This window comes from Paenarthrobacter sp. 4246 (assembly GCF_040546855.1).
In the GTDB taxonomy this organism is placed as follows: domain Bacteria; phylum Actinomycetota; class Actinomycetes; order Actinomycetales; family Micrococcaceae; genus Arthrobacter.
This window is the reverse complement of sequence record NZ_JBEPOP010000002.1, coordinates 294,963-313,281: the sequence shown is the minus strand read 5'-3', so window position 1 is coordinate 313,281 and position 18,319 is coordinate 294,963. Positions and strand designations below refer to the sequence as shown.

Genomic DNA, 18,319 nt, shown 5'->3' with positions numbered 1-18,319 from the left:
TTATGAAAGGACATCCAATGATCCACAAACCTGAGCTCCGCAGACCAGAATTCCGTAGGCGCGATTTTCTTGGACTCGCCTCCGTTGTCACCATCGGACTCATGCTGACCAGTTGCGACGCCGAAACCACCGAAAAGGTGGACACGTCCAAGTCCCGCAACGGTGCGATGGACAGCTTCAAAGTTGGGGACACGTTCAAGGCGACGGTACCGCTCACGTTCACGTTCCTGTTCTCCGACCAGCCAACCTACCCGTACAAGAAGGACTGGCTGCTGTTCACCAAAATGGCCAGCGACAACAATGTCACCCTGGAACCCACCATCGTGCCCAACAGCGACTACGAACAGAAACGCAGCCTCCTCATCAGCTCTGGCAGCGCGCCGGAGATCATCGCCAAGACCTATCCAGGACAGGAAGCAGCGTTCGTTTCCGCCGGTGCCGTCCTGCCCGTCAGCGACTACGTGGACCTGATGCCGCATTTCCAGGAGAAGGTGAAGAAGTGGAAGCTCGAGCCCGAGATTGAAGGACTGACCCAGGAAGACGGCAAGTACTACGTCCTGCCCGGTTTGCATGAGGAACTCTGGCCCGACTACTCCCTGTGCTTCCGCAAGGATGTACTGAAGAAGGAAGGCCTCTCCGAGCCCACTACCTGGGACGAATTCCGTGACGTGCTGCGCTCGCTGAAGAAGGCCTACCCGGACGTGGTGCCCTACTCCGACCGGTTCAAGGGTGACAGTGTCCTGAACATCGCAAGTGCAGCCTTCGGGACAGTGGCCGGATGGGGACTGGTGGACGGCCTGCAGTTCGACGAAGACAAGAAGGAGTTCAGCTTCGCCGCCGGTTCAGATAAGTTCAAAGACCTGGTGACGTACTTCAACTCCCTGGTGTCCGAGGGCCTGATGGACCCCGAAAGCTTCACCCAGACCGACGACTCCGCCATCCAGAAGTTCGTGTCCGGCAAGTCGTTCGTCATCAGTGCCAACTCGCAGAACGTCATCACCTACCGCACCTCCATGGAGCAGTCCCTGGGCAAGGGCAACTTTGAGATCGGCAAGATCACGGTTCCCGGTGGTCCGGCCGGAGACATCATCGGTGGAACCCGGTTGGAGAACGGCATCATGCTGAACTCGTCGGTGAAGGACAAAGACAGCTTCGTGGCGCTCATCCAGTACATCGACTGGTTATTTTACAGCGACGCCGGCCAGGAGTTCAGCAAATGGGGCGTGGAAGGGACCACCTTCACCAAGTCCGGCGGTAAGCGCCAGCTCGCATCCGACATCAACTTCCAAGGCCTCAATCCCGCCGGTACCAAGGATCTCCGGGTGGAGTACGGATTCTCCGGCGGCAACTTCGCCTACGGAGGCGCCACGGAACTGCTGCAGTCCACGTTCAACGACGAGGAGCTGGCGTTCCAGGAAGCCATGAAGGCCAAGAAGCCGCGCCCCGTGCCCCCGCCCGTACCGTTCAACGACATTGACCGGGAGCAGGCCACCCTTGCACTCACCCCGCTCAAGGACCACGTCAAGCAGAACACCCTCAAGTTCATCACCGGGCAGCGCGCTCTCGGCGAGTTCGACGCCTACGTGAAGGAACTCGACAGCAAGGGTCAGACGAAATACGTGGAGTTGGCTAACAAGGCGTACAAAGCGTACGCGGACAAGAAGTAGCTCTTCTGATGGCTGCGAAGGAGGCACAGTATGGGACCGGCCCGCTGTTCAGGGCGGCGGGCATGGTGTACGGCGTCATGGTGGGTGGGGCTTTGCTGGTGCTGGCCAATGCGCTGGTAGTGCTCATGCCGTTGCTGGCTGGACTCGTGGGTCCTGTGGCGTTGTTGGGCTTCGTCCTGGTTGGACCGTCACTTGTGGCTTGCTGCTATGCCTTCAACCGGCTTCTCGCCGGTGAGGACACGGGGGTGTTCCACGATTTAGTGAAGTCCTATCGGGGCAATTTTGGACAGGCCTTGGTGGTCTGGCTGCCCTACGCCGCCCTCCTTGCAGTCATCGTCGCGAACCTCTCCAGCCTGCCGGGCAGCAACCCTGGAACGGTTGCTGCCCGGATCGGGCTGGTGGGGCTCGGCCTTCTGGTGAGCACGGCTGCCCTGCACGCGATGTTGTTGCTTGCCCGCTTCAATTTCCGCACCGTGGACATCTACCGCTTGTCCATCTACAGCATTGGTGCCCGGAAGCGGGTAGCGCTCGGGAACGTGGGGATCCTCTTCATTGCTGGTTTCGTGTTGATTTCCACCAGTGTCTGGCTGATGCTGTTTGCCGCTGGCCTGCTGGTCTACCTGCTGTGCATGAACTCCCGGCCGCTGCTGGCGTTCGTGGAGGAAAAGTTCACCGTTTCAGTGGCCGCCAGCGCAGCAGGTTCCGCCCCGGTGGGCTAGAGGTTTGTCCGGACCACTGCACCTTGGGCGATCACTGTGCTGACCTTCTCCAGGGCCGAGCCATCGGTCAGGGGATCCGAATCCACCACCACAACATCCGCCACGGAACCGCGAACCAGGCGACCGACGTTATCGCCTCGGCCCAGCAAACGTGCCGCATTGGTGGTGGCTGCCTGCAATGCTTCCAAGGGGGTCAGCCCGGCTTCCGCGAGCAAGCGAGCCTCTGTGCCGATCGGCGTCACGTCCGTTCCGAAGGAATCGGTGCCGGCCACAATCGTGACTCCAGCGTCCTTGGCTGCGCGCACCGCGGACTGAAGGATGGGTGTGTATTCCGTTCCGCGTGCGGCCAGGATCGGGTTGGTGGAGCGGGCCATGCTGGTGATGGCGTCCATGGTGGGTGTGAAGAAGGTGCCGCGCCGGGCCATCTCCTGAATGGTCTTTTCCGTCATGAAGACACCATGCTCGATGCTGCGCACCCCCGCTCGGACGGCGCCATCGATTCCTTCGGCGCTGTAGGCATGGCAGAGGACTCCGGCTCCCTTGGCTGCCTTGACGATCGCACCGATCTGGTCCACGTTGTAGACCAACTCGCGGGGATCCTGCTCGGGAAGGCCAGCCCGCGGGTTGGCACGGGTTTTGATGACCTCGGCGCCGCGCTTGAGGTTGATGCGGGTCAGGTACGCGAGGTCCTGCGGCTCCTTAACCCCGCCACTCAGCGTTGCCAAAGGTGCCAAATCCGGATCAGCCAGGAGGGAATCTCCCTGATCGGGTGAGATAAACAGTCCCGCCGGGGTCATCCTGGGCGAGAGGCCGGGAGCCCACGACGGCAGCGCGGCGAGAGCAATGTCCTGGTAGAAAGTGCTCGAACCGCTCCGTACGCTGGTGGCTCCGCCTTGCAGGAGAGCCCGGGCATCGGCCAGTGCGTTGGCGTGGACGTGGGCATCGACGAGGCCTGGAAGGACCCATTTACCCGAGGCGTTGAGCCTCCGGGCACGGTTCGCGACGGCGGAAACAGCCTTGCGCGTTTCGTCCCGGGTACCGACGGCCGTGACCTTGCCGCCGTCGAGCACCACCACCCCATCTGCCACAGCATCGCCGGTCTTTGGGTCTACCACTGTTCCGCCCTCAATAATGAGCGCCTGGGTGGTCAACGGACGTCCGGGGTAGTTCGGACCCGACTGCGTATTGTCCGCAAGGGCGGCTGGCGCTGATGCCAGCTGCGCGGCGATGCCGGCCACGGAGATCCCGGCCAGTGCTGCAGCTCCGGCGAGGATGCCGCGGCGAGGCAGCTCACCCTGGGGCTTGGGTGCTGAGGTGTGATCGTGAAGGCACATTGTTGGACTCCTGGGGAACGAGCTGCTGGGCCGCTACTTGAACGCGGGTGAGCATTTGGTATTCCAGAATGCCTCAGGTTTGCGGAGTGATGCAAGCGACAATTGTAAGTTACCGGGGTGATTCGCCTGCTTGGTATGCCAAGAAGGAGGATGGGCCGCGGGTGTGGGGATCCTCTCATTGCGTTCCGATCCCGGAAATTCCGACCCCAAAGTTCACTCTCACCCAAGCCCGCGGCGCATCCGGCGCACGCCGTTATACGGACAGTCTGGGGCGCCGCCCGTCGCCGTTTGTGGGCGTGTTGATGTTCTGCCACCGCTTTTCTATGTTCTGTGGGGTGTGTGGTGGTGGTTGCGTCGGGGTGTTTGGTGTGGGTCGATGTGGGGTGGGGGGATGAACCAGGGGACGCCGGTTTTCATGTCGATGCGCCATTGTTCTTTGTGGATGAGGTGGTGGTGGTGGTTGCAGAGCAGGGTGCCGTTGTCTGTTGAGGTGGTGCCGCCGTGGGACCAGTAGGTGGTGTGGTGGGCTTCGCACCAGGGTGCGGGCATGGTGCAGTCGGGGAAGGCGCAGCCTTGGTCGCGGGCGGTGATGGCTTTGCGGATGTGGGGTGGGAAGATCCGGGTGGTGCGGCCGATGTCCAGGACGCGGGAGTCGCTGCCGAGCAGGACGGGGAGGATCTCGGCGTCGCAGGCGATTTTGCGGATGGTGTTCGGGTGGATCGGTCCGGTGAAGGTCGCGGTGCCAGTCCCTGTCGCTGTTGCGTTGCCGGTCCCAGTGACTGTCCCTGTCGCGGTGCCGGTGCCGGCCCCGGTTCTGGTGCCGTGCTGGTTGTGGTGTTGGTGGTTTTGGATTTGTTGGAGGAGCTCTTGGTAGCCGATGGTGACGGTGAGTTGGGGTGGGAGGCCGCCGTTGGCGGGTAGTTTCCCGGTGCGCATGGCGAGGCTGCAGGCGCTGGTGAGGCCGTTGAGGAGTTTCTGTGGCCGGCTGCGCCGGTCCAGGTCCGGACCGGCGGGGACCGCCTGATCGGTATCGGCATCGGCATCGGTGTCGGCGTCGGTTCCGGTGGTGGTGAGGCGTGGGTTGGTGGCGACGTTCATGGCGGTGGTGAGGATTTCGTATTGTTCGTCGGTGGCGAAGATTTCGAGGTGGTGGAGTCCGTGGCGGCGTCGGCGGCGGAGGAACACGCCTTGGAGTTGGCGGAGGATTTCTTCGGTGGGTTCGGGGCCGTCGTGGTCGATGACGTCGGTCCAGCGTTTGGCCATTTTGGTGACGAAGTCCGGGTCGGTTTCGACTGCGGTGGTGGTGAGGGCGTGTTCCATCCGGGTGAGGGTGTCCTCGTCGGTGAGGTGCCGGACTGTGTCCAGGGCGGCGCTGATGATGGTCGCCGACCGGGAGGGCACCAGCCCGGTTCCGACCGCGTTGGCGAGTATTTCGCGGCGGGCCGGGATGTCCTGCCCGGCGATGCCTGTCTGGGGGAGGATGTCGGGGGCCAGGGCGAGCCGGCGCTTGGCCTCGCCGATGCCGATCCGCAACCGTGCCCGCAGGAACTGGGCCGCGTTCCGGTACCCGTCATCCAGAACGCTGGCCTTGGCGTCCGATGCCCAACGTGCTGATCCTGTTTCACCATCGGTCGCCGCAGCGGTGGCGGTTCCCGTCCTACCGAGGGAAGCTCCGCTCTGCGAAGCCGCGCTCTTCGAAGCTGCAGCGGTGTCGGTGCCTGGCTCCGGTTCCGTCCAGCCGGTCCGCCATTGCGGTGCTGCTGCCGAGGACCCCGGACCGGCCTGTAGTGCTTCGTTCCGGGTCCGTTCAACAGCCTGCGCCGCAACAACCTGCAAGTACTCCACCGACCGGGCGATCTCCTCGACCTTGCCGGCAAAATCAGCAGCCTCATAAAACCCCAAAAGAGGAACTTTGTCGACAGCGGACAGGCGTGCGGAGTCCAGAAGTGACGCGCTGTGGTTAAGAAGCGCCGCCAGGTCGGACCCGGCAGCCAAAAGGTCAGGCTCGCCAGCTGCCTTGGGATCAGGGCGCTGGGTGTCGAAAGGTTGGACTGGCTGAGCAGACTCTGAGGCATGGCCGGTCTGGGCATTCCGCTGTGCTTCAGGGTCCGGTCTTGTGCTTTGGGCCGCATCGTGGGCCAGGGCGGGGCCCGTGAGCGATGAAGCCGGAGCGGACTTGGCCTTGCTGTTGAGCAGCCCAGCACCGTGGAAGCCGCCGCTCCAGGTGACGGGCGCCGTCGAATCCTTGAACCCGGCCCTTAGCAAGTCCGGCATGCTCAAGAAACGCCGTGACCGGACAGCGGCAAGGGCAGCGACAGCAGGGGACGATTCCGCCCTCAGTGCTCTCGACTGCCCTGTTTCTTCCATAAAAACATCCTGTCAGGGGGGTCCGACATTATTAGGGCGCCCGGCTACCGGGTGATCTGCTCCCGCAAAATATCCGCATGCCCGCAATGCTGGGCGAGTTCACGGAGCATATGAAGGTACACCCAGCGGAGGGGGAGCGGGCCGCGGCGGTTCCCTAGCACAAGGTCGTCGAGGCCCAATTGGGCCGCTGCCTGCCTGGATGCCGAGCAAGCCTCGGCATAGGCGCTTCGGATGCTGGCAATGGTGTCCTTATCGTTCAGGATGAACGACTCATCCGGCGTCGCGGGGATGCCGATCTCGGCCCGGGACCTGCACGTGATGGCTTCGTCGAACCACACTTTTTCGACGAAGGTGGCGTGCTTCACCAGGCCCAGGAGTGTGGTGCGCGAGGCGACCAGCCGGCGTCGTGCTTGTTCCTCAGTAAGTCCATCGAGGCACTCGGTGAGGGCCCTGCGATGCTCGTCCAGAAACGTATCGAACTGGGTCCGGGCGTCCTGGTTGATGACATCCTCAGTGGAGGTGTGCGGGAGGGCGCTCATCCGAAAACCACCGTGCCGTCGTTGTTGATTTTCCAGCCAGGGTTATGGGCGATCTCCCAGACGATGCCGTTCGGATCTTTGACGTGGCCATGGAAGATGCCACCGAAAGCGCCCGCCTGTGCCGGCTTCACTACCGAAGCGCCCGCGGCAACCAGAGCTTCGATGGTTCGGGCAACTTCCTTCGGGCTGCCGACGTTGTGCGAAAGCGTCACTCCGCTGACACCTGCCGTAGGAGCGTTAGCGCCGAGGTCCTGGTCGAACTTTTCGGCGTCGAACAGGCCGAGCATCAGTCCCGGCGCAATCTGGAAGAAGAGGATCTCGCCGGGAACGTCCATGGTCGGATCCCAGCCGAGCCCGTCCTTGTAGAAGGCGCGCGCGGCGTCGAGATCCTTGGTGGCGAACGTGAGGAAGTGCAATCGCTGGTCCATAGGGGAAGCCTAGCGGGAGGGTACGACGTCGTCCCGGTACAGCCAATCCGCCCTGCCTGTTGAGCCCCGGTCCGGGCCGGTGGGAGGATGGAGCAGTGGAACCCCTCTTCGACTTCCTTGGCAGTTACTGGTGGCTCATTTTCCCTATCGGCGGCATGGCTGGTGGCTGGGCGAGGTCGTGGTCGAAAGCCAGCGAGGAACGGCACCGCCGCAAGGTGGAATTGCTGAAGTTGAAGAACCAGTTGGCGGTGCACGAGGAGGCCAACCAGGCCGAGGTAGTCTCGCTGATTGACGCGCATGATTCGGTGAATCACAGGTGGCTTGATTACGAGCTTGACGTCGGCAACCTCATCGACTTCCCCCTCATGACCGACGTGCGCGAGCCGCTCACCGTCGCGTTCCTGCGCGCCAAGAAAGAGGCCGACGGCTTACGGCCCGCCACCCCTGAAGAGATTTCGACGCCGGCCCGGCTGGCTGAGTACCGCGCGGCAGTGCACAGCTATGAACTCGCTTTTGATGTTGCCGAGCGGGAGGCCCGGCGCATCAAGGACGGCAACTTCAGCGGCCCCGAACGGCAACGGCTGGCGACTGCGCGGAAACTCCTGCGCATCGCGGAAGACACCGCAGCCACCCCCGCTGAACGGCAGACGGCCTACAAGCGTGCCCGCAAGGAACTCGATGGACTGATCGTCCTCCCGGAGGCTACGGTTGCTGCGCTGGAAAGCAAGATCATCAGCATGTTGGATTCCCGCAAGGACCCGGACACGGACGTTCGTTTCGCGTGAGTCCCGGGAAGAGACTCGCCGTCATCACCGGGGCTGGCCGCGGCTTGGGGAAGTCCCTGGTGGAGGAATTCTCCGACGCCGGTTGGGCGGTTGTCGCGATCACCCGGACACCCACCGGGTGGGCCGACCGACAACATGTCACCGCAGTCACCCACGATGTCCGGCACCAGCCATCCGACGAGCTGATGTCAGCCATTGGGGGCAGATCCGTTGACGTACTCATCAACAATGCTGCTCAGGGGGCTCAGCACGCCGAACTCGGTGACATTGCAGCGGAAGGCGTTCTCAACGCCGTCGACGTCAATGTCGCCGGCCAGGTGCGGTGCTGGGCGGTTCACCCGGGGAAGTTGGCCACGGAGATGGGGCAGGCTGACGCCTCCAAGGATCCACGGGTCGCGGCCCGGGAGCTGAGGGAACTGGTTGATTCCGGCGACCGCATGTCGCCGCGTTTCGTCTCCCTCGGAGCGGCCGACCTCGCTTGGTAGGGCCGCCCCCACATCAGGCTGTGCCGTCCCCACCTTCTTTGAGCCCGGATAGGCCGTTATGCAACCCACATCGACTGATTTTGGACCTTCCTGCAGCCAAAGTGGGTGGGGATGGCACGCGAACTAGCCCAGCTCCACGCCCATCACGGTCCGAACAGCCGGCCCGCCGGTGTCGTCCTCAAGGGCCCGCATCCCGAGATGCTCGGCGACCCGGCGTGAAGCCGCATTGTTCGGATGGATGATGGCCACGAGCAGACCAACCCCCACCACGTCCCGCGCGAAATCCAGGCACGCCAAGGCCGCTTCCGTCCCATATCCGCGCCCCTGAAGGTCCGAGCGGATGTGATACCCGACCTCGAGTTCGGACCGCCCGTTGACCTGTTGCCAGGTCAGTCCGCAGTCGCCAACAAAATCGCCGTCGTGCGTTTCCACGATCCACAATCCGTACCCGTGGCGCGCGTAGTTCGCCTGGTTCCATTCGATCCAGACAGCCGCTTCGTCACGGGTTTTGGGAGCGGGATAGTAGGTCATCACGTCCGGATCACCCAGCATCAAGCTCATCGCATCGAGATCAGCCCCCGTCATCTCACGGAAGCGCAGCCGGGCCGTCTGGTGGGGGAGCATGTCCGCAGCCTACCTTCAGCAGAGCAAGCCAGGAGGACAAGAGCACCCTGTCAGGCCAAATGCCGCACCTTTACCGGCGTCAGCATCTCCCGCTCAAAGCCTGCCACGCGCCTCGGCCCGTGCAGGATCAGCTCATGCGTGTGGGCATCAGCGGTGCTGGACGTTGAGACGTGCAGCTTCACCAAACCCGGCGTCACCACTCGCTGAAGGTCCAGGCCGGTAAAGGAGGTCCGGTCGGCGTGAACCACAAAATCCACGACGGCGGACGCGCCGGCTTCCAGCTCGACGCGCGAGTAGCCGATCAACTCGCGGACGGGGCGAACCACTTCGCCCACCGGATCCTCGAGGTACAGCTGCACAACTTCGGCGCCACCCCGAGAGCCGGTGTTCGTGACAGTGCAGCTGACGGTGACCGAGTCCGACGTCGACATGGTGGGCGCGCTGCACTGGTGCCGCGTCAACTCGAAAGTTGTGTAGGACAGGCCATGCCCGAAACCGAACAGCGGCGAGGGGTCCAGCGCGCTGACTCCGCTGGGGCCGGCGAGCTTGGAATGCAGGTACGTTCCGGGCTGGCCGCCGGGGGAGCGCGGCACGGATACGGGCAGTTTTCCGGACGGATTGACGACGCCGGTGAGCACGTCCCAGAGCGCCTCGCCAGCTTCTTCGCCCGGGAAGAAGCCCTGGACGATCGCGTCGGCACGCTCCACGAAGTCACCCAGGGCGTAGGGTCGCCCGCTGAGGACCACCACCACGGCGCGTGTCCCGGAGGCAGCACACGCGGTCAAGATACGGTCCAGCATGAGGTGCTGGTCGCCGGGAAGGCGGAGGTCGGCGGCGTCGTTTCCTTCGCCTGAAGTGCCCCGGCCGAACAGCCCAGCATTGTCGCCAACCACCACAACGCACGTGTCCACTGAGGATGCCACATGGCAGGCTTCGGCGATCTGCTCGTCGGTGGCGGCCTCGCAGTTTCCGGTGACCGACGTGGCCACTGACTCGAACCGTCCGGAGGCAACCCCTGCTACGGAGGGAACCGATATGCCCATCGGCACGTCGGGATGCGAGGCTCCAACATGCGCGTCAAAGGAGTAGCAGCCCAGCATTGCGAAGGGATCGTCGGCCAAGGGCCCCACAACACCCAGCGAACCCACCGGACTGAGCGGCAGCGCCGGAGCGCCGTCGAACACGCGGTTGCTCAGCAGCACCAAGGACTGAGCCGCCAACTGCCGCGCCAGTGAACGGTTCGGAGCAGGATCCAGTTCAATCTGCCCGTACGCAGCCTCAGAGAGCACGGCCGGGACGGGGGAGAAGTCCGGCGACAACAACCCAACCTCCGCCTTCTGCCTCAAGACGCGGCGCAGGGCGTCGTCCACCACGGATTCGTCCAAAGCACCCTCGCGGATGCGACGCAACAGCGGCTCGCCGAAGCAATTCACGGTAGGCAGTTCAACGTCGACGCCGGCACTCAGTGCCAGCACTGCAGCGTCACCGGAATCTGCGGCTACTCCGTGAGTGACGTCCAGGAACGCGACGCCGAAGTAGTCGGCCACCACTGTCCCGGTGAAACCCCATTCCTCACGAAGCAGCCCGGTCAGAAGGGCGCGGTTCGCGGCGGCCGGTACGCCGTCGACGTCGGTATAGGCGTGCATCACGGAGCGGGGACCGCCGTGGCGGATCGCCATTTCAAACGGCGGCAGCATGACGTCGGCGAGTTCGCGGGGGCCGATGGAGACGGGCGCGTGGTTGCGGCCGGCCTGGGAGGCTGAGTAGCCCACGAAGTGTTTGAGGGTGGCGACGATGCCGGTCGTTTCCAGGCCTTGCACATACGCGGTGGCCACCGTGCCCACCAAATACGGGTCTTCGCCGATGGTCTCTTCCACGCGCCCCCAGCGGAGATCGCGCACCACGTCCAACACGGGGGCCAGGCCCTGATGGACGCCCAAGGACCGCATGCTCGTGCCGATCAGGGTTGCCATCTCCCGCACCAGGGGCGGGTTGAAGGTGGCACCCCACGCGAGCGGAACGGGGAATGCCGTGGCCTTCCACGCCGCCAGACCGGCCAAGCATTCCTCGTGAACCTGCGCCGGGATGCCGAAGCGGGAAGCGGCCATGATCTGCTCCTGCGCGGCCGCCAGTCGGCGCGCGCCCTCGGCCGGTTCCACCGGAACTGTGCCGTACATGCGCGTGATCTGGCCGAGTCCGTCGGCGATGATGTCATCCCAGGAGCGGGTGTCTCCCGCCATCTGGCTTTGCAGCGGAGCAACGGAATCGCCGTCGGTGGAGGCGTTGACCCACACTCCCGCCAGCTGGGCGAGCTTTTCCTCCAGCGTCATTTCGCGGATGAGGTGCTCTACGACGTCCGACGCGGGAACGCGGGCAGGTGATTGCTGATCGGCGGCGCCGGTACTCACAGGCTTCTCCTTGGATATTGCAGATGATTTTTAGAAACTATCAGAAATATCTAATTACTTTCCATTGCTCAAACCCTTGACTTCATCTCTGCAATCTCCATAGCGTTGAGGCACTGAAGCGTAAGTAGCTCGTCTGGAGGGCCATGCTTACCGTGCAGGCAAATAAGAAACTTTCGGAAATGAATTCAAGGCAATCGGAGAACTATGCACACGTACCGAGTGGCAATCGTTGGCACTGGCGGCATCGCGGCAGTCCATGCGTCCAACCTGGCCCGCACCGATCACCGGGCGGAGTTGGTGGCCGCGTGCGACGTTGACGAGGCCCGCCTGCATGCCTTCGCTGATGACCATGGCATTGCCGGCCGCTACCAGAGCCTCACCGAGCTCCTGGCAGAGTCGAAACCGGACATCGTGCACCTCTGCACGCCGCCCATGATGCACATCGACCAAGCTATTGAGTGCCTCGAAGCCGGTGTCCATGTCCTGTCCGAGAAGCCGCCGGCGCTCAGCTTGGCCGACTTCGATCGACTAAACGACGCACAAACACAGAGCGGGGCCCAGTTTTCGTGCGTCTTCCAACACCGCTTCGGTGACGCCTCGGCTGCGGCCCGGGCCCTGATCGGCGGCAGCGATTTTGGCCGGCCGCTGGTGGCCCGCTGCGACACCCTCTGGTATCGCCCGGACGAGTACTTTGACCTCCCCTGGCGCGGCACCTGGCAGGCCGAAGGCGGCGGACCCACCATGGGCCACGGCATCCACCAGTTCGATCTTCTTCTCCACCTGCTCGGCCCGTGGGAGGAAGTCAACGCCATCGCCTCCCGGCAAGCCCGGGCCACATCCACCGAAGACTTCTCGGCTGCGCTGGTCCGGTTTGAGAACGGCGCCGCCGCCACTGTCATCAACTCCCTGCTCTCGCCGAGGGAAACTTCTGACATCCGCGTCGACTGCGAGTTCGCCACCATCGAACTCAGCCACCTCTACGGCTACGGCACCAAGGACTGGACCATCACCGCGGCACCCGGACACGAAGACGCAGTTTCCTCGGCGTGGAAAGAGCAGCCGTTGGAGCGGGGCAGCGGACACGCCGCCCAGTTCCTGGCGATGTATGACGCGCTCGACGCCGGATTGCCGCTCCCAGCCGACGCGGACTCTGCGCGGCAAACACTGGAGTTCGCTGCCGCGATCTACGCTTCGGCGTTTACCGGCCAACCCGTCCGGCGCGGGGACATCGTCCCCGGCCACGCTTTCTACGAGGGCATGGACGGTGAAGGCTGCGGCACCCGCGTCCTGGCCTCCACAGCCCGCGCCTGAACCCATACCTGACCGGAGATCCCCCATGACCACCACAGCCCAGACCACTCCAGCCCTGACGGACACCATCAGCTACACCGATGACGGCAGTTCCCTGACGTTCACCGTCGGGGACCAGCAGATCGCCACCTACACGTACCGTCCCGTGGACGACCAGTATGAGAGCCCCCGCCCCTTCTTCCACCCACTCACCACGTTGGAGGGGGACGAGGTCACCATTTCCAGGCCGTGGGATCACGTGTGGCACAAGGGATTGTCATGGGCGTTGCCGAACGTGGGTGACCACAACTTCTGGGGCGGAGCCACCTACACCCGCGAGACCGGTTACTCGAACCTGGACAACAACGGGGCCATGAACCACGAGGCCTTCACCAGCATCGAAGACGACCGCACCTCCATCACGGCAGCGGAATCGCTGCTGTGGACTCCCCAACCGGACGAATCCCAGGCAGCGCAGGCGTCCGTGTCCGGGCAGGCCGGCGCACCCCTCATCAGGGAGCAGCGCCGTTTTGCCATCCAACTGCTCCCAACGGGAAACGCCTGGGTTCTCCTCTTCGAAACGGAAATGAGCAACGTCTCCGGCGCCGAGATCGGCATCGGCAGCCCCACCACCGAGGGCCGCGACAACGCGGGGTATGGCGGCTTGTTCTGGCGCGGACCCCGATCCTTCACCGGCGGCGAGTTCCGGTCCGAAAATGGGACCGGTGCGGACGAATTCATGGGCACCCGCTCACCGTGGATTGCCTTCACCGGCCAGCACGATGTCACTTGCCGGAAGTCCAGCATCCTGTTCGTGGAGGACCAAACCAACCCGGGTGCATCCAACCAATGGTTCGCCCGCTCGTCCATGTTCGCCTGCCTCGGTTCGGCACCGTTCTTCAGCGAAGTGGTCCCGCTCAAGGAGGGCCAGCCGCTGACCTACCGCTACGCCGTCGTGATTGCTGACGGGGCGCTGGAAGACCAAAAGGCCGCTGCGCTTGCTGGCGCTGCCAAAGCTGCACTGGATGCCTGGGCCTGAGATGTGCACTTCGTTTCCGGGGGCCACGGCGGTTTCCGAGGTCAGTATTTACGATTGGCCCGGACTGGATGGCGCGGCCGGAGGCTCCCCGCATCTGCACACTGCGTCCACTGAGGCGTACGTGGTGCAGCAGGGTCTAGGTCGCCTGGAGACGCTGGATTCCCGCGGGTTCACCTCCACGCCGCTGGCGCCCGGGACGGTGGTCTGGTTTACGCCGGGCACGGTGCATCGCGCCGTCAACGACTCCGGCGATCTCAAGGTGCTGGTGGTGATGCAGAATGCCGGGCTGCCCGAGAATGGTGACGCAGTGATGACCTTCCCGCGCGAGCATCTGGTGGATCACGATACTTACGCGCGCGCTGCGTCACTGCCGTCGAAGAACGCCGACGGCGGTGACGCGGCTGCGGAGGCGGCCGCGCGTCGGCGTCGTGACTTGGCGTTGGAGGGTTATCTGGAGCTGAAGGCGGCAGTCCAACAAACCGGGGCTTCCGCGCTCGCCGACTTTCACGCTGCCGCAGCGCGGTTGGTGAACGGCAAAACCGGGACGTGGCGCGGGTACCTCACCGACGGCGCAGAGAGGCAGGCCAGCGTGACCGGGCAGCAGTTGCTGTCCCTCGAGGCCATGGAAAGTTTCTACATGCAGGGCGCGAGGACTACGATGGGCGAACGGAAAACCCGCAGGATCTACGGCATGTGCGGCCGGATCCAAGCGTGGGAACTTTCCGAAACTGTCATCGCCGGGACGTGATTTCCGGCCGGGAAGGTGGGGGACCATGGTTACCAAGCAGGACTCGGGACGGGCGACGATCAGTGAGATCGCCCGGGAGGCCGGAGTGTCCGTGCCCACTGTTTCCAAGGTCCTCAACGGCCATGCCCACGTCGCGGCGGCCACCCGCGCAAGGGTTGAAGAAATCATCGCCAAGCGCGACTACGCCCGACGACCCGCCAAGCGCAGCAAGAAGGCAGGGCTCATCGACCTCGTGTTCCCGGGTATGGGCTCTGAATGGGCGTGCGAGATCATCGAAGGCGTGGAGCGCGTCGCCCAGGAAGCCGGCTACGGCACCGTGGTCAGCAGCCTGTCGCTGGACGGGTCCAGGATCCGCCCGTGGCTGGCAAACCTTGCGGAGCGAAAGTCCGACGGCGTGCTGCTTGCAGTGTACGAACTGGACGCGAAGCAGATCCAGCGCATCAAGTCGCTCGGCATTCCGGTGATCCTGATCGACCCCGTGGGGCAACCGGGTCCGGATCTCATGACCGTGGGTGCGGCAAACTGGGACGGTGCGTTCTCGGCCACCGAACATTTGCTGAAGCTCGGCCACACAAGGATTGGCATGATCGGCGGCCGTGAGGATCTGCAGTGCAGCAGTGCCCGCGAGGACGGGTATCTGGCGGCGCTGCGTCGTGGCGGCGTGGACGTTGACCCATCATTGATGGTGCCGGGCGATTTCTCCACTGAGTCCGGGGCTCGGGGGACTGAGGCTTTGCTTTCCCTGGCCGAGAAGCCTACGGCGATCTTCACCGGCAACGACGCCCAGGCCCTTGGCGCCTACCGGGCCGCGCGCTCGGCCGGCCTGCGCATTCCCGAGGATCTCTCCATCATCGGCTTCGACGACATCCCCGCCGCGGAATGGATCGAACCCGGCCTCACCACCATCCGCCAGCCCGTTGTCCAGATGGCCGAAACCGCCATGCGCGCGCTCCTCCGGCACCTGGAGGGCGACGAGGAATTGCCGCAGCGGATCGAGCTTGGCACGGAGCTGGTAGTGAGGGGCTCGACGGCGGCGCCGGTCGCCTAGGGCCCAAACCGCTATTGCCGGTCAGATCGTGGTTCTTAGCCCCGGCCCATGCTCGTCGACGGGTCGCCGCCGCCCTCAGAGGGGTCTGCGCGGAGGTCGTCGGGGTCGCTGCTGGGCAGTCCTGCAGGGCCTGCCACGTCGCCTCCGGCTTCCGGGGTGTTCCCGTCCTCCTGCTGAGCTCCGGCGTCGTCCCGCTGGTCGCTGAAGTCCCGTCCGCCGTCGGGCGCTCCGTCCGCGCGATGGCGAGCCGCTCCACCGTTGCCGCTTGGCACCTCCGAGTCCATGGCGTTGGACCCTTCGCTGATGGACGAGTGGACCTGGATGTCGTCGTCCTTCTTACCGGGCTCCGGGACTTGTTGGTCATTCACTGGCTTGGATGTGCCAGCGAGGTCTTCCATCGCGTTTTCAGTGGCCTTGCGGATGCTGTCTTCGACGCCCATGAGATGACTCCTTTGCTTGAACGGCCCGTATACCAGGCCAGCTTGCATAGTAAGCCTACTTACTTATTTGGTGATGTGAAACCCGTTCAGGGCTTGACAAATTGCCTCTTCCGGGTTGCGTAACCGCAGGTCAAATCCTTTCGCGCCCAACTTTGTACCGCTGATCGTTGGGCGATAAGGTATTGCCAGACCGTTTTGCAGAGGGCGGCAATTTACGCTCCTTTGCTGTCTGCTGGGGACGCATTTCAGTCAGTAGGAACGCTTTCATATGGTTAACCCCCGCCCCGAGCAGGAAGCTCTGCAAAACGGATATTTTCTGGATCTGGTTCTGGGCAGCGAAGATGTCGAGGCCTTCCTCACGGATCTCGCAGCCTTCTCGGCAGAGAGTCTCTCGCATTCCGATGGTCCCGTTTTTTGCGGCATCACGGTCCTGCGCAGGAAGAAGTCAGCCACTGCGGCCAGCAGTGATGACCGCGCCCGTGTCATGGATGAACTTCAAAATGACTTTGAGGGCCCCTGTCTCACCGCCATGGACAAGTTGACGCCTGTCCTGGTCCCGGATCTCCTCTGTGAGCACCGCTGGCCGGAATATGTCCAGGCTGCGTCAAATCAAGGACTGCGGTCCGTTCTTAGCGTTCCGCTGTTGGTGGAGGGCGACACCCGGGCCGCCCTGAACCTGTACTCCGAGCGGACCAACGCTTTCAGCGAGTCCGATATTGAACATGCCGAGGTCTTCGCGTCGCATGCTGCCAAATCCCTGCGCCTGGCCTTGAAGATCGCACAACTCAGCGACGCCCGGAACGATCTCGCGGCCGCCATGGAGTCCCGAACGGTCATCGACCTGGCTGTCGGCGCGATCATGGCGCAGAACAAATGCAGCCAGGAAGAGGCCTTCACCATCCTTCGCACGGCTTCGAGCAACCGCAACATCAAGCTGCGGCACCTGGCCAAATCGATCATCGCGGCTGTGTCGTCCGGGAAGATTACGACGCATTTCGAAGAGTAGCTACCGCCTGAGTGCGCCTTCCCACACCATCTTCACGGCGTTCCGCACGCGTTCCTTCGTTTCAGCGATGGACGCGGCATCGGACCCCGGCGGGCGCACCACGAACTGGTAGTAGTACAGCCCGTTGATGAGGTCGATCATCGCCTCAACATCCACGTCCTGTGCCAGCTCGCCGGCGGAGATTCCGCGGCGAATTTCCGCAGCGATGGGTTCACGCCGGCGTGACACATGCCGGTTCCAGGACAGCGCGCGGAGTTCATCGTTCTCCAAGCCCATGGCCACGCGCTTCTTCACCAGCGCGCCCACGCGGCCCTCGACGTCGATCGCTGCTTCTTCGTACGAGGCGAGGATCGTTTCCAGCGTGGTGTCCTTTCGCCGGAAGCCGATGCTGGACCGGACGCTGTCCAGGGCGGCGGCGATCAGTTCCTCGCGGCTGCTCCAGCGCCGGTACAGTGCCGCCCGGCTCACGCCTGAGCGCTCGGTAATCGCCGAGACTGTCACGTCACGAGTGTCCCGTTCCAGCAACAGCTCCACCGTGGCGGACAGGACCGTGGACTCCAATGCGGTGTCGCGCGGCCTGCCGGGCCGCCGCTCAACGACGGCCGCGACAGCCCCGGAATCAGGCATCCTCAACCACCAGGCGCTCACGGAGCTGTGCGATGGTGGCGTCGGAAAGCCCGGCCCGCCGGACAGGCTCCAGCACACTTCCATGCCGTTCAATCAGCAGAGTCTGCATCGCCTCCATCGACTCCGCGTGGGCGCCCATCATGGCGCCCATGCCCTTGATGGCTTCCTCGTCCAGGACCCGGTCCGGCATGAGCCCACCCATGATCGCCCGGAGTCGGGGGAACAGCTGCGGCAGGCGGGTGGCCGTCACGGCGTAGTCGGCGGAGATGGTTTCCGGAGTAGCGCCCAAGGCTGACAGTACGACGGCGGCGAACACTCCCGTACGATCCTTGCCGGCCGCGCAATGGAAGACGGTGGCGCCGTCGGCCATGGCGACCAGGGTCACGCCGAGGGCGAGCTGCCGGGCCTGGGTCTCGAGCAGGTTGGCGTACCAAGCGCCCACATGTGCAGGAGTAGTGGCAGCGGTCATCATGTCGTGACTGATGTCCTCCGGCGATGAAACCGACGCCGTCAACGCAAGGTGGTGGTAGCTCACGCCCGGTACAGTCAGCGGGCCCCGCCCGGTAAAGAGTGCCTCCTCCGGTGAGCGAAGATCGATCACCGACGTGACGCCGTCGTCGACCATTTGCTGGGCGAAAGCCGCCGGCATCACTGACACATCATCGCTGCGCAGCAGCACGCCGGGACGGGTGATACCGCCGGAAACGGGCAGGCCGCCAAGGTCGCGCAGGTTGACGGGAGAGAGATCCAAAGTTTCCACAAGAT

General features: G+C 63.9%; 18 protein-coding genes. 9 read left to right on the top strand and 9 right to left on the bottom strand.

What is annotated here, in order from left to right:
* Positions 1-2 precede the first annotated feature (2 nt).
* Positions 3-1,667 (top strand): ABC transporter substrate-binding protein, encoded by a 1,665-nt coding sequence (locus ABIE35_RS04205; RefSeq protein ID WP_354512647.1) that lies wholly within the window; start codon positions 3-5, stop codon positions 1,665-1,667.
* 8 nt (positions 1,668-1,675) lie between these two features.
* Positions 1,676-2,386, top strand: coding sequence for a DUF624 domain-containing protein (locus tag ABIE35_RS04200; protein WP_354512645.1), 711 nt, complete (start codon positions 1,676-1,678; stop codon positions 2,384-2,386).
* Here the strand turns inward: ABIE35_RS04200 and ABIE35_RS04195 are convergent.
* The 4 genes from ABIE35_RS04195 to ABIE35_RS04180 all read right to left on the bottom strand — a co-directional run bounded on the left by ABIE35_RS04195 (position 2,383) and on the right by ABIE35_RS04180 (position 7,054).
* Positions 2,383-3,720 (bottom strand): amidohydrolase family protein, encoded by a 1,338-nt coding sequence (locus ABIE35_RS04195; RefSeq protein ID WP_354512643.1) that lies wholly within the window; start codon positions 3,718-3,720, stop codon positions 2,383-2,385. The genes ABIE35_RS04200 and ABIE35_RS04195 overlap by 4 nt on opposite strands.
* A 321-nt stretch (positions 3,721-4,041) precedes the next feature.
* Positions 4,042-6,087 (bottom strand): HNH endonuclease signature motif containing protein, encoded by a 2,046-nt coding sequence (locus tag ABIE35_RS04190; protein ID WP_354512641.1) that lies wholly within the window; start codon positions 6,085-6,087, stop codon positions 4,042-4,044.
* A gap of 44 nt (positions 6,088-6,131) precedes the next feature.
* Positions 6,132-6,626 carry a DinB family protein gene (locus tag ABIE35_RS04185; RefSeq protein ID WP_354512639.1) on the bottom strand — a complete coding sequence of 165 codons (495 nt, stop codon included), beginning with the start codon at positions 6,624-6,626 and terminating at the stop codon, positions 6,132-6,134.
* The gene (locus ABIE35_RS04180; RefSeq protein WP_354512637.1) at positions 6,623-7,054 is read right to left on the bottom strand and encodes a VOC family protein; all 432 of its coding nucleotides are present in this window, start codon (positions 7,052-7,054) and stop codon (positions 6,623-6,625) included. Before ABIE35_RS04180 ends, ABIE35_RS04185 begins: the two co-directional genes overlap by 4 nt.
* Before the next feature lie 95 nt (positions 7,055-7,149).
* Here ABIE35_RS04180 and ABIE35_RS04175 point away from each other — a divergent pair, with 95 nt between their 5' ends.
* Complete coding sequence (locus ABIE35_RS04175) at positions 7,150-7,839, top strand: hypothetical protein (RefSeq protein ID WP_280627228.1); 690 nt, start codon at positions 7,150-7,152, stop codon at positions 7,837-7,839.
* Positions 7,836-8,324 carry an SDR family NAD(P)-dependent oxidoreductase gene (locus tag ABIE35_RS04170; protein ID WP_354512634.1) on the top strand — a complete coding sequence of 163 codons (489 nt, stop codon included), beginning with the start codon at positions 7,836-7,838 and terminating at the stop codon, positions 8,322-8,324. Before ABIE35_RS04175 ends, ABIE35_RS04170 begins: the two co-directional genes overlap by 4 nt.
* A gap of 123 nt (positions 8,325-8,447) precedes the next feature.
* Here ABIE35_RS04170 and ABIE35_RS04165 read toward each other — a convergent pair whose 3' ends face one another.
* Both ABIE35_RS04165 and ABIE35_RS04160 read right to left on the bottom strand, forming a co-directional pair.
* Positions 8,448-8,948 (bottom strand): GNAT family N-acetyltransferase, encoded by a 501-nt coding sequence (locus tag ABIE35_RS04165; RefSeq protein ID WP_354512632.1) that lies wholly within the window; start codon positions 8,946-8,948, stop codon positions 8,448-8,450.
* 50 nt (positions 8,949-8,998) lie between these two features.
* On the bottom strand, positions 8,999-11,356 hold the full coding sequence (locus tag ABIE35_RS04160; protein WP_354512630.1) for a glycoside hydrolase family 3 N-terminal domain-containing protein: 2,358 nt from the start codon (positions 11,354-11,356) through the stop codon (positions 8,999-9,001).
* A gap of 204 nt (positions 11,357-11,560) precedes the next feature.
* Here ABIE35_RS04160 and ABIE35_RS04155 point away from each other — a divergent pair, with 204 nt between their 5' ends.
* From ABIE35_RS04155 to ABIE35_RS04140, 4 genes are read left to right on the top strand one after another with little or no spacing between them, the layout of a single operon-like run.
* Positions 11,561-12,667 (top strand): Gfo/Idh/MocA family protein, encoded by a 1,107-nt coding sequence (locus ABIE35_RS04155; protein ID WP_354512628.1) that lies wholly within the window; start codon positions 11,561-11,563, stop codon positions 12,665-12,667.
* 25 nt (positions 12,668-12,692) lie between these two features.
* The gene (locus tag ABIE35_RS04150; protein ID WP_354512627.1) at positions 12,693-13,685 is read left to right on the top strand and encodes a DUF6807 domain-containing protein; all 993 of its coding nucleotides are present in this window, start codon (positions 12,693-12,695) and stop codon (positions 13,683-13,685) included.
* Positions 13,672-14,433: a cupin domain-containing protein gene (locus tag ABIE35_RS04145; protein WP_502921356.1), complete on the top strand. Its 762-nt coding sequence runs from the start codon at positions 13,672-13,674 to the stop codon at positions 14,431-14,433. Before ABIE35_RS04150 ends, ABIE35_RS04145 begins: the two co-directional genes overlap by 14 nt.
* A 25-nt stretch (positions 14,434-14,458) precedes the next feature.
* Complete coding sequence (locus ABIE35_RS04140) at positions 14,459-15,481, top strand: LacI family DNA-binding transcriptional regulator (RefSeq protein ID WP_354512625.1); 1,023 nt, start codon at positions 14,459-14,461, stop codon at positions 15,479-15,481.
* A 35-nt stretch (positions 15,482-15,516) separates the two neighbouring features.
* Here ABIE35_RS04140 and ABIE35_RS04135 read toward each other — a convergent pair whose 3' ends face one another.
* The gene (locus ABIE35_RS04135; RefSeq protein ID WP_354512623.1) at positions 15,517-15,921 is read right to left on the bottom strand and encodes a hypothetical protein; all 405 of its coding nucleotides are present in this window, start codon (positions 15,919-15,921) and stop codon (positions 15,517-15,519) included.
* Positions 15,922-16,189: 268 nt separating this feature from the next.
* Here ABIE35_RS04135 and ABIE35_RS04130 point away from each other — a divergent pair, with 268 nt between their 5' ends.
* The gene (locus ABIE35_RS04130) at positions 16,190-16,927 is read left to right on the top strand and encodes an ANTAR domain-containing response regulator (RefSeq protein WP_354512622.1); all 738 of its coding nucleotides are present in this window, start codon (positions 16,190-16,192) and stop codon (positions 16,925-16,927) included.
* On the opposite strand, the gene ABIE35_RS04125 is transcribed toward ABIE35_RS04130, so the two are convergent.
* The gene (locus tag ABIE35_RS04125) at positions 16,928-17,554 is read right to left on the bottom strand and encodes a TetR/AcrR family transcriptional regulator (RefSeq protein WP_354512620.1); all 627 of its coding nucleotides are present in this window, start codon (positions 17,552-17,554) and stop codon (positions 16,928-16,930) included.
* A complete protein-coding gene (locus tag ABIE35_RS04120) occupies positions 17,547-18,314 on the bottom strand; it encodes a tyrosine-protein phosphatase (RefSeq protein ID WP_354512618.1) in 768 nt (255 codons plus the stop codon). The genes ABIE35_RS04125 and ABIE35_RS04120 overlap by 8 nt, the downstream gene beginning before the upstream one ends.
* Between the last annotated feature and the right edge of the window lie 5 nt (positions 18,315-18,319).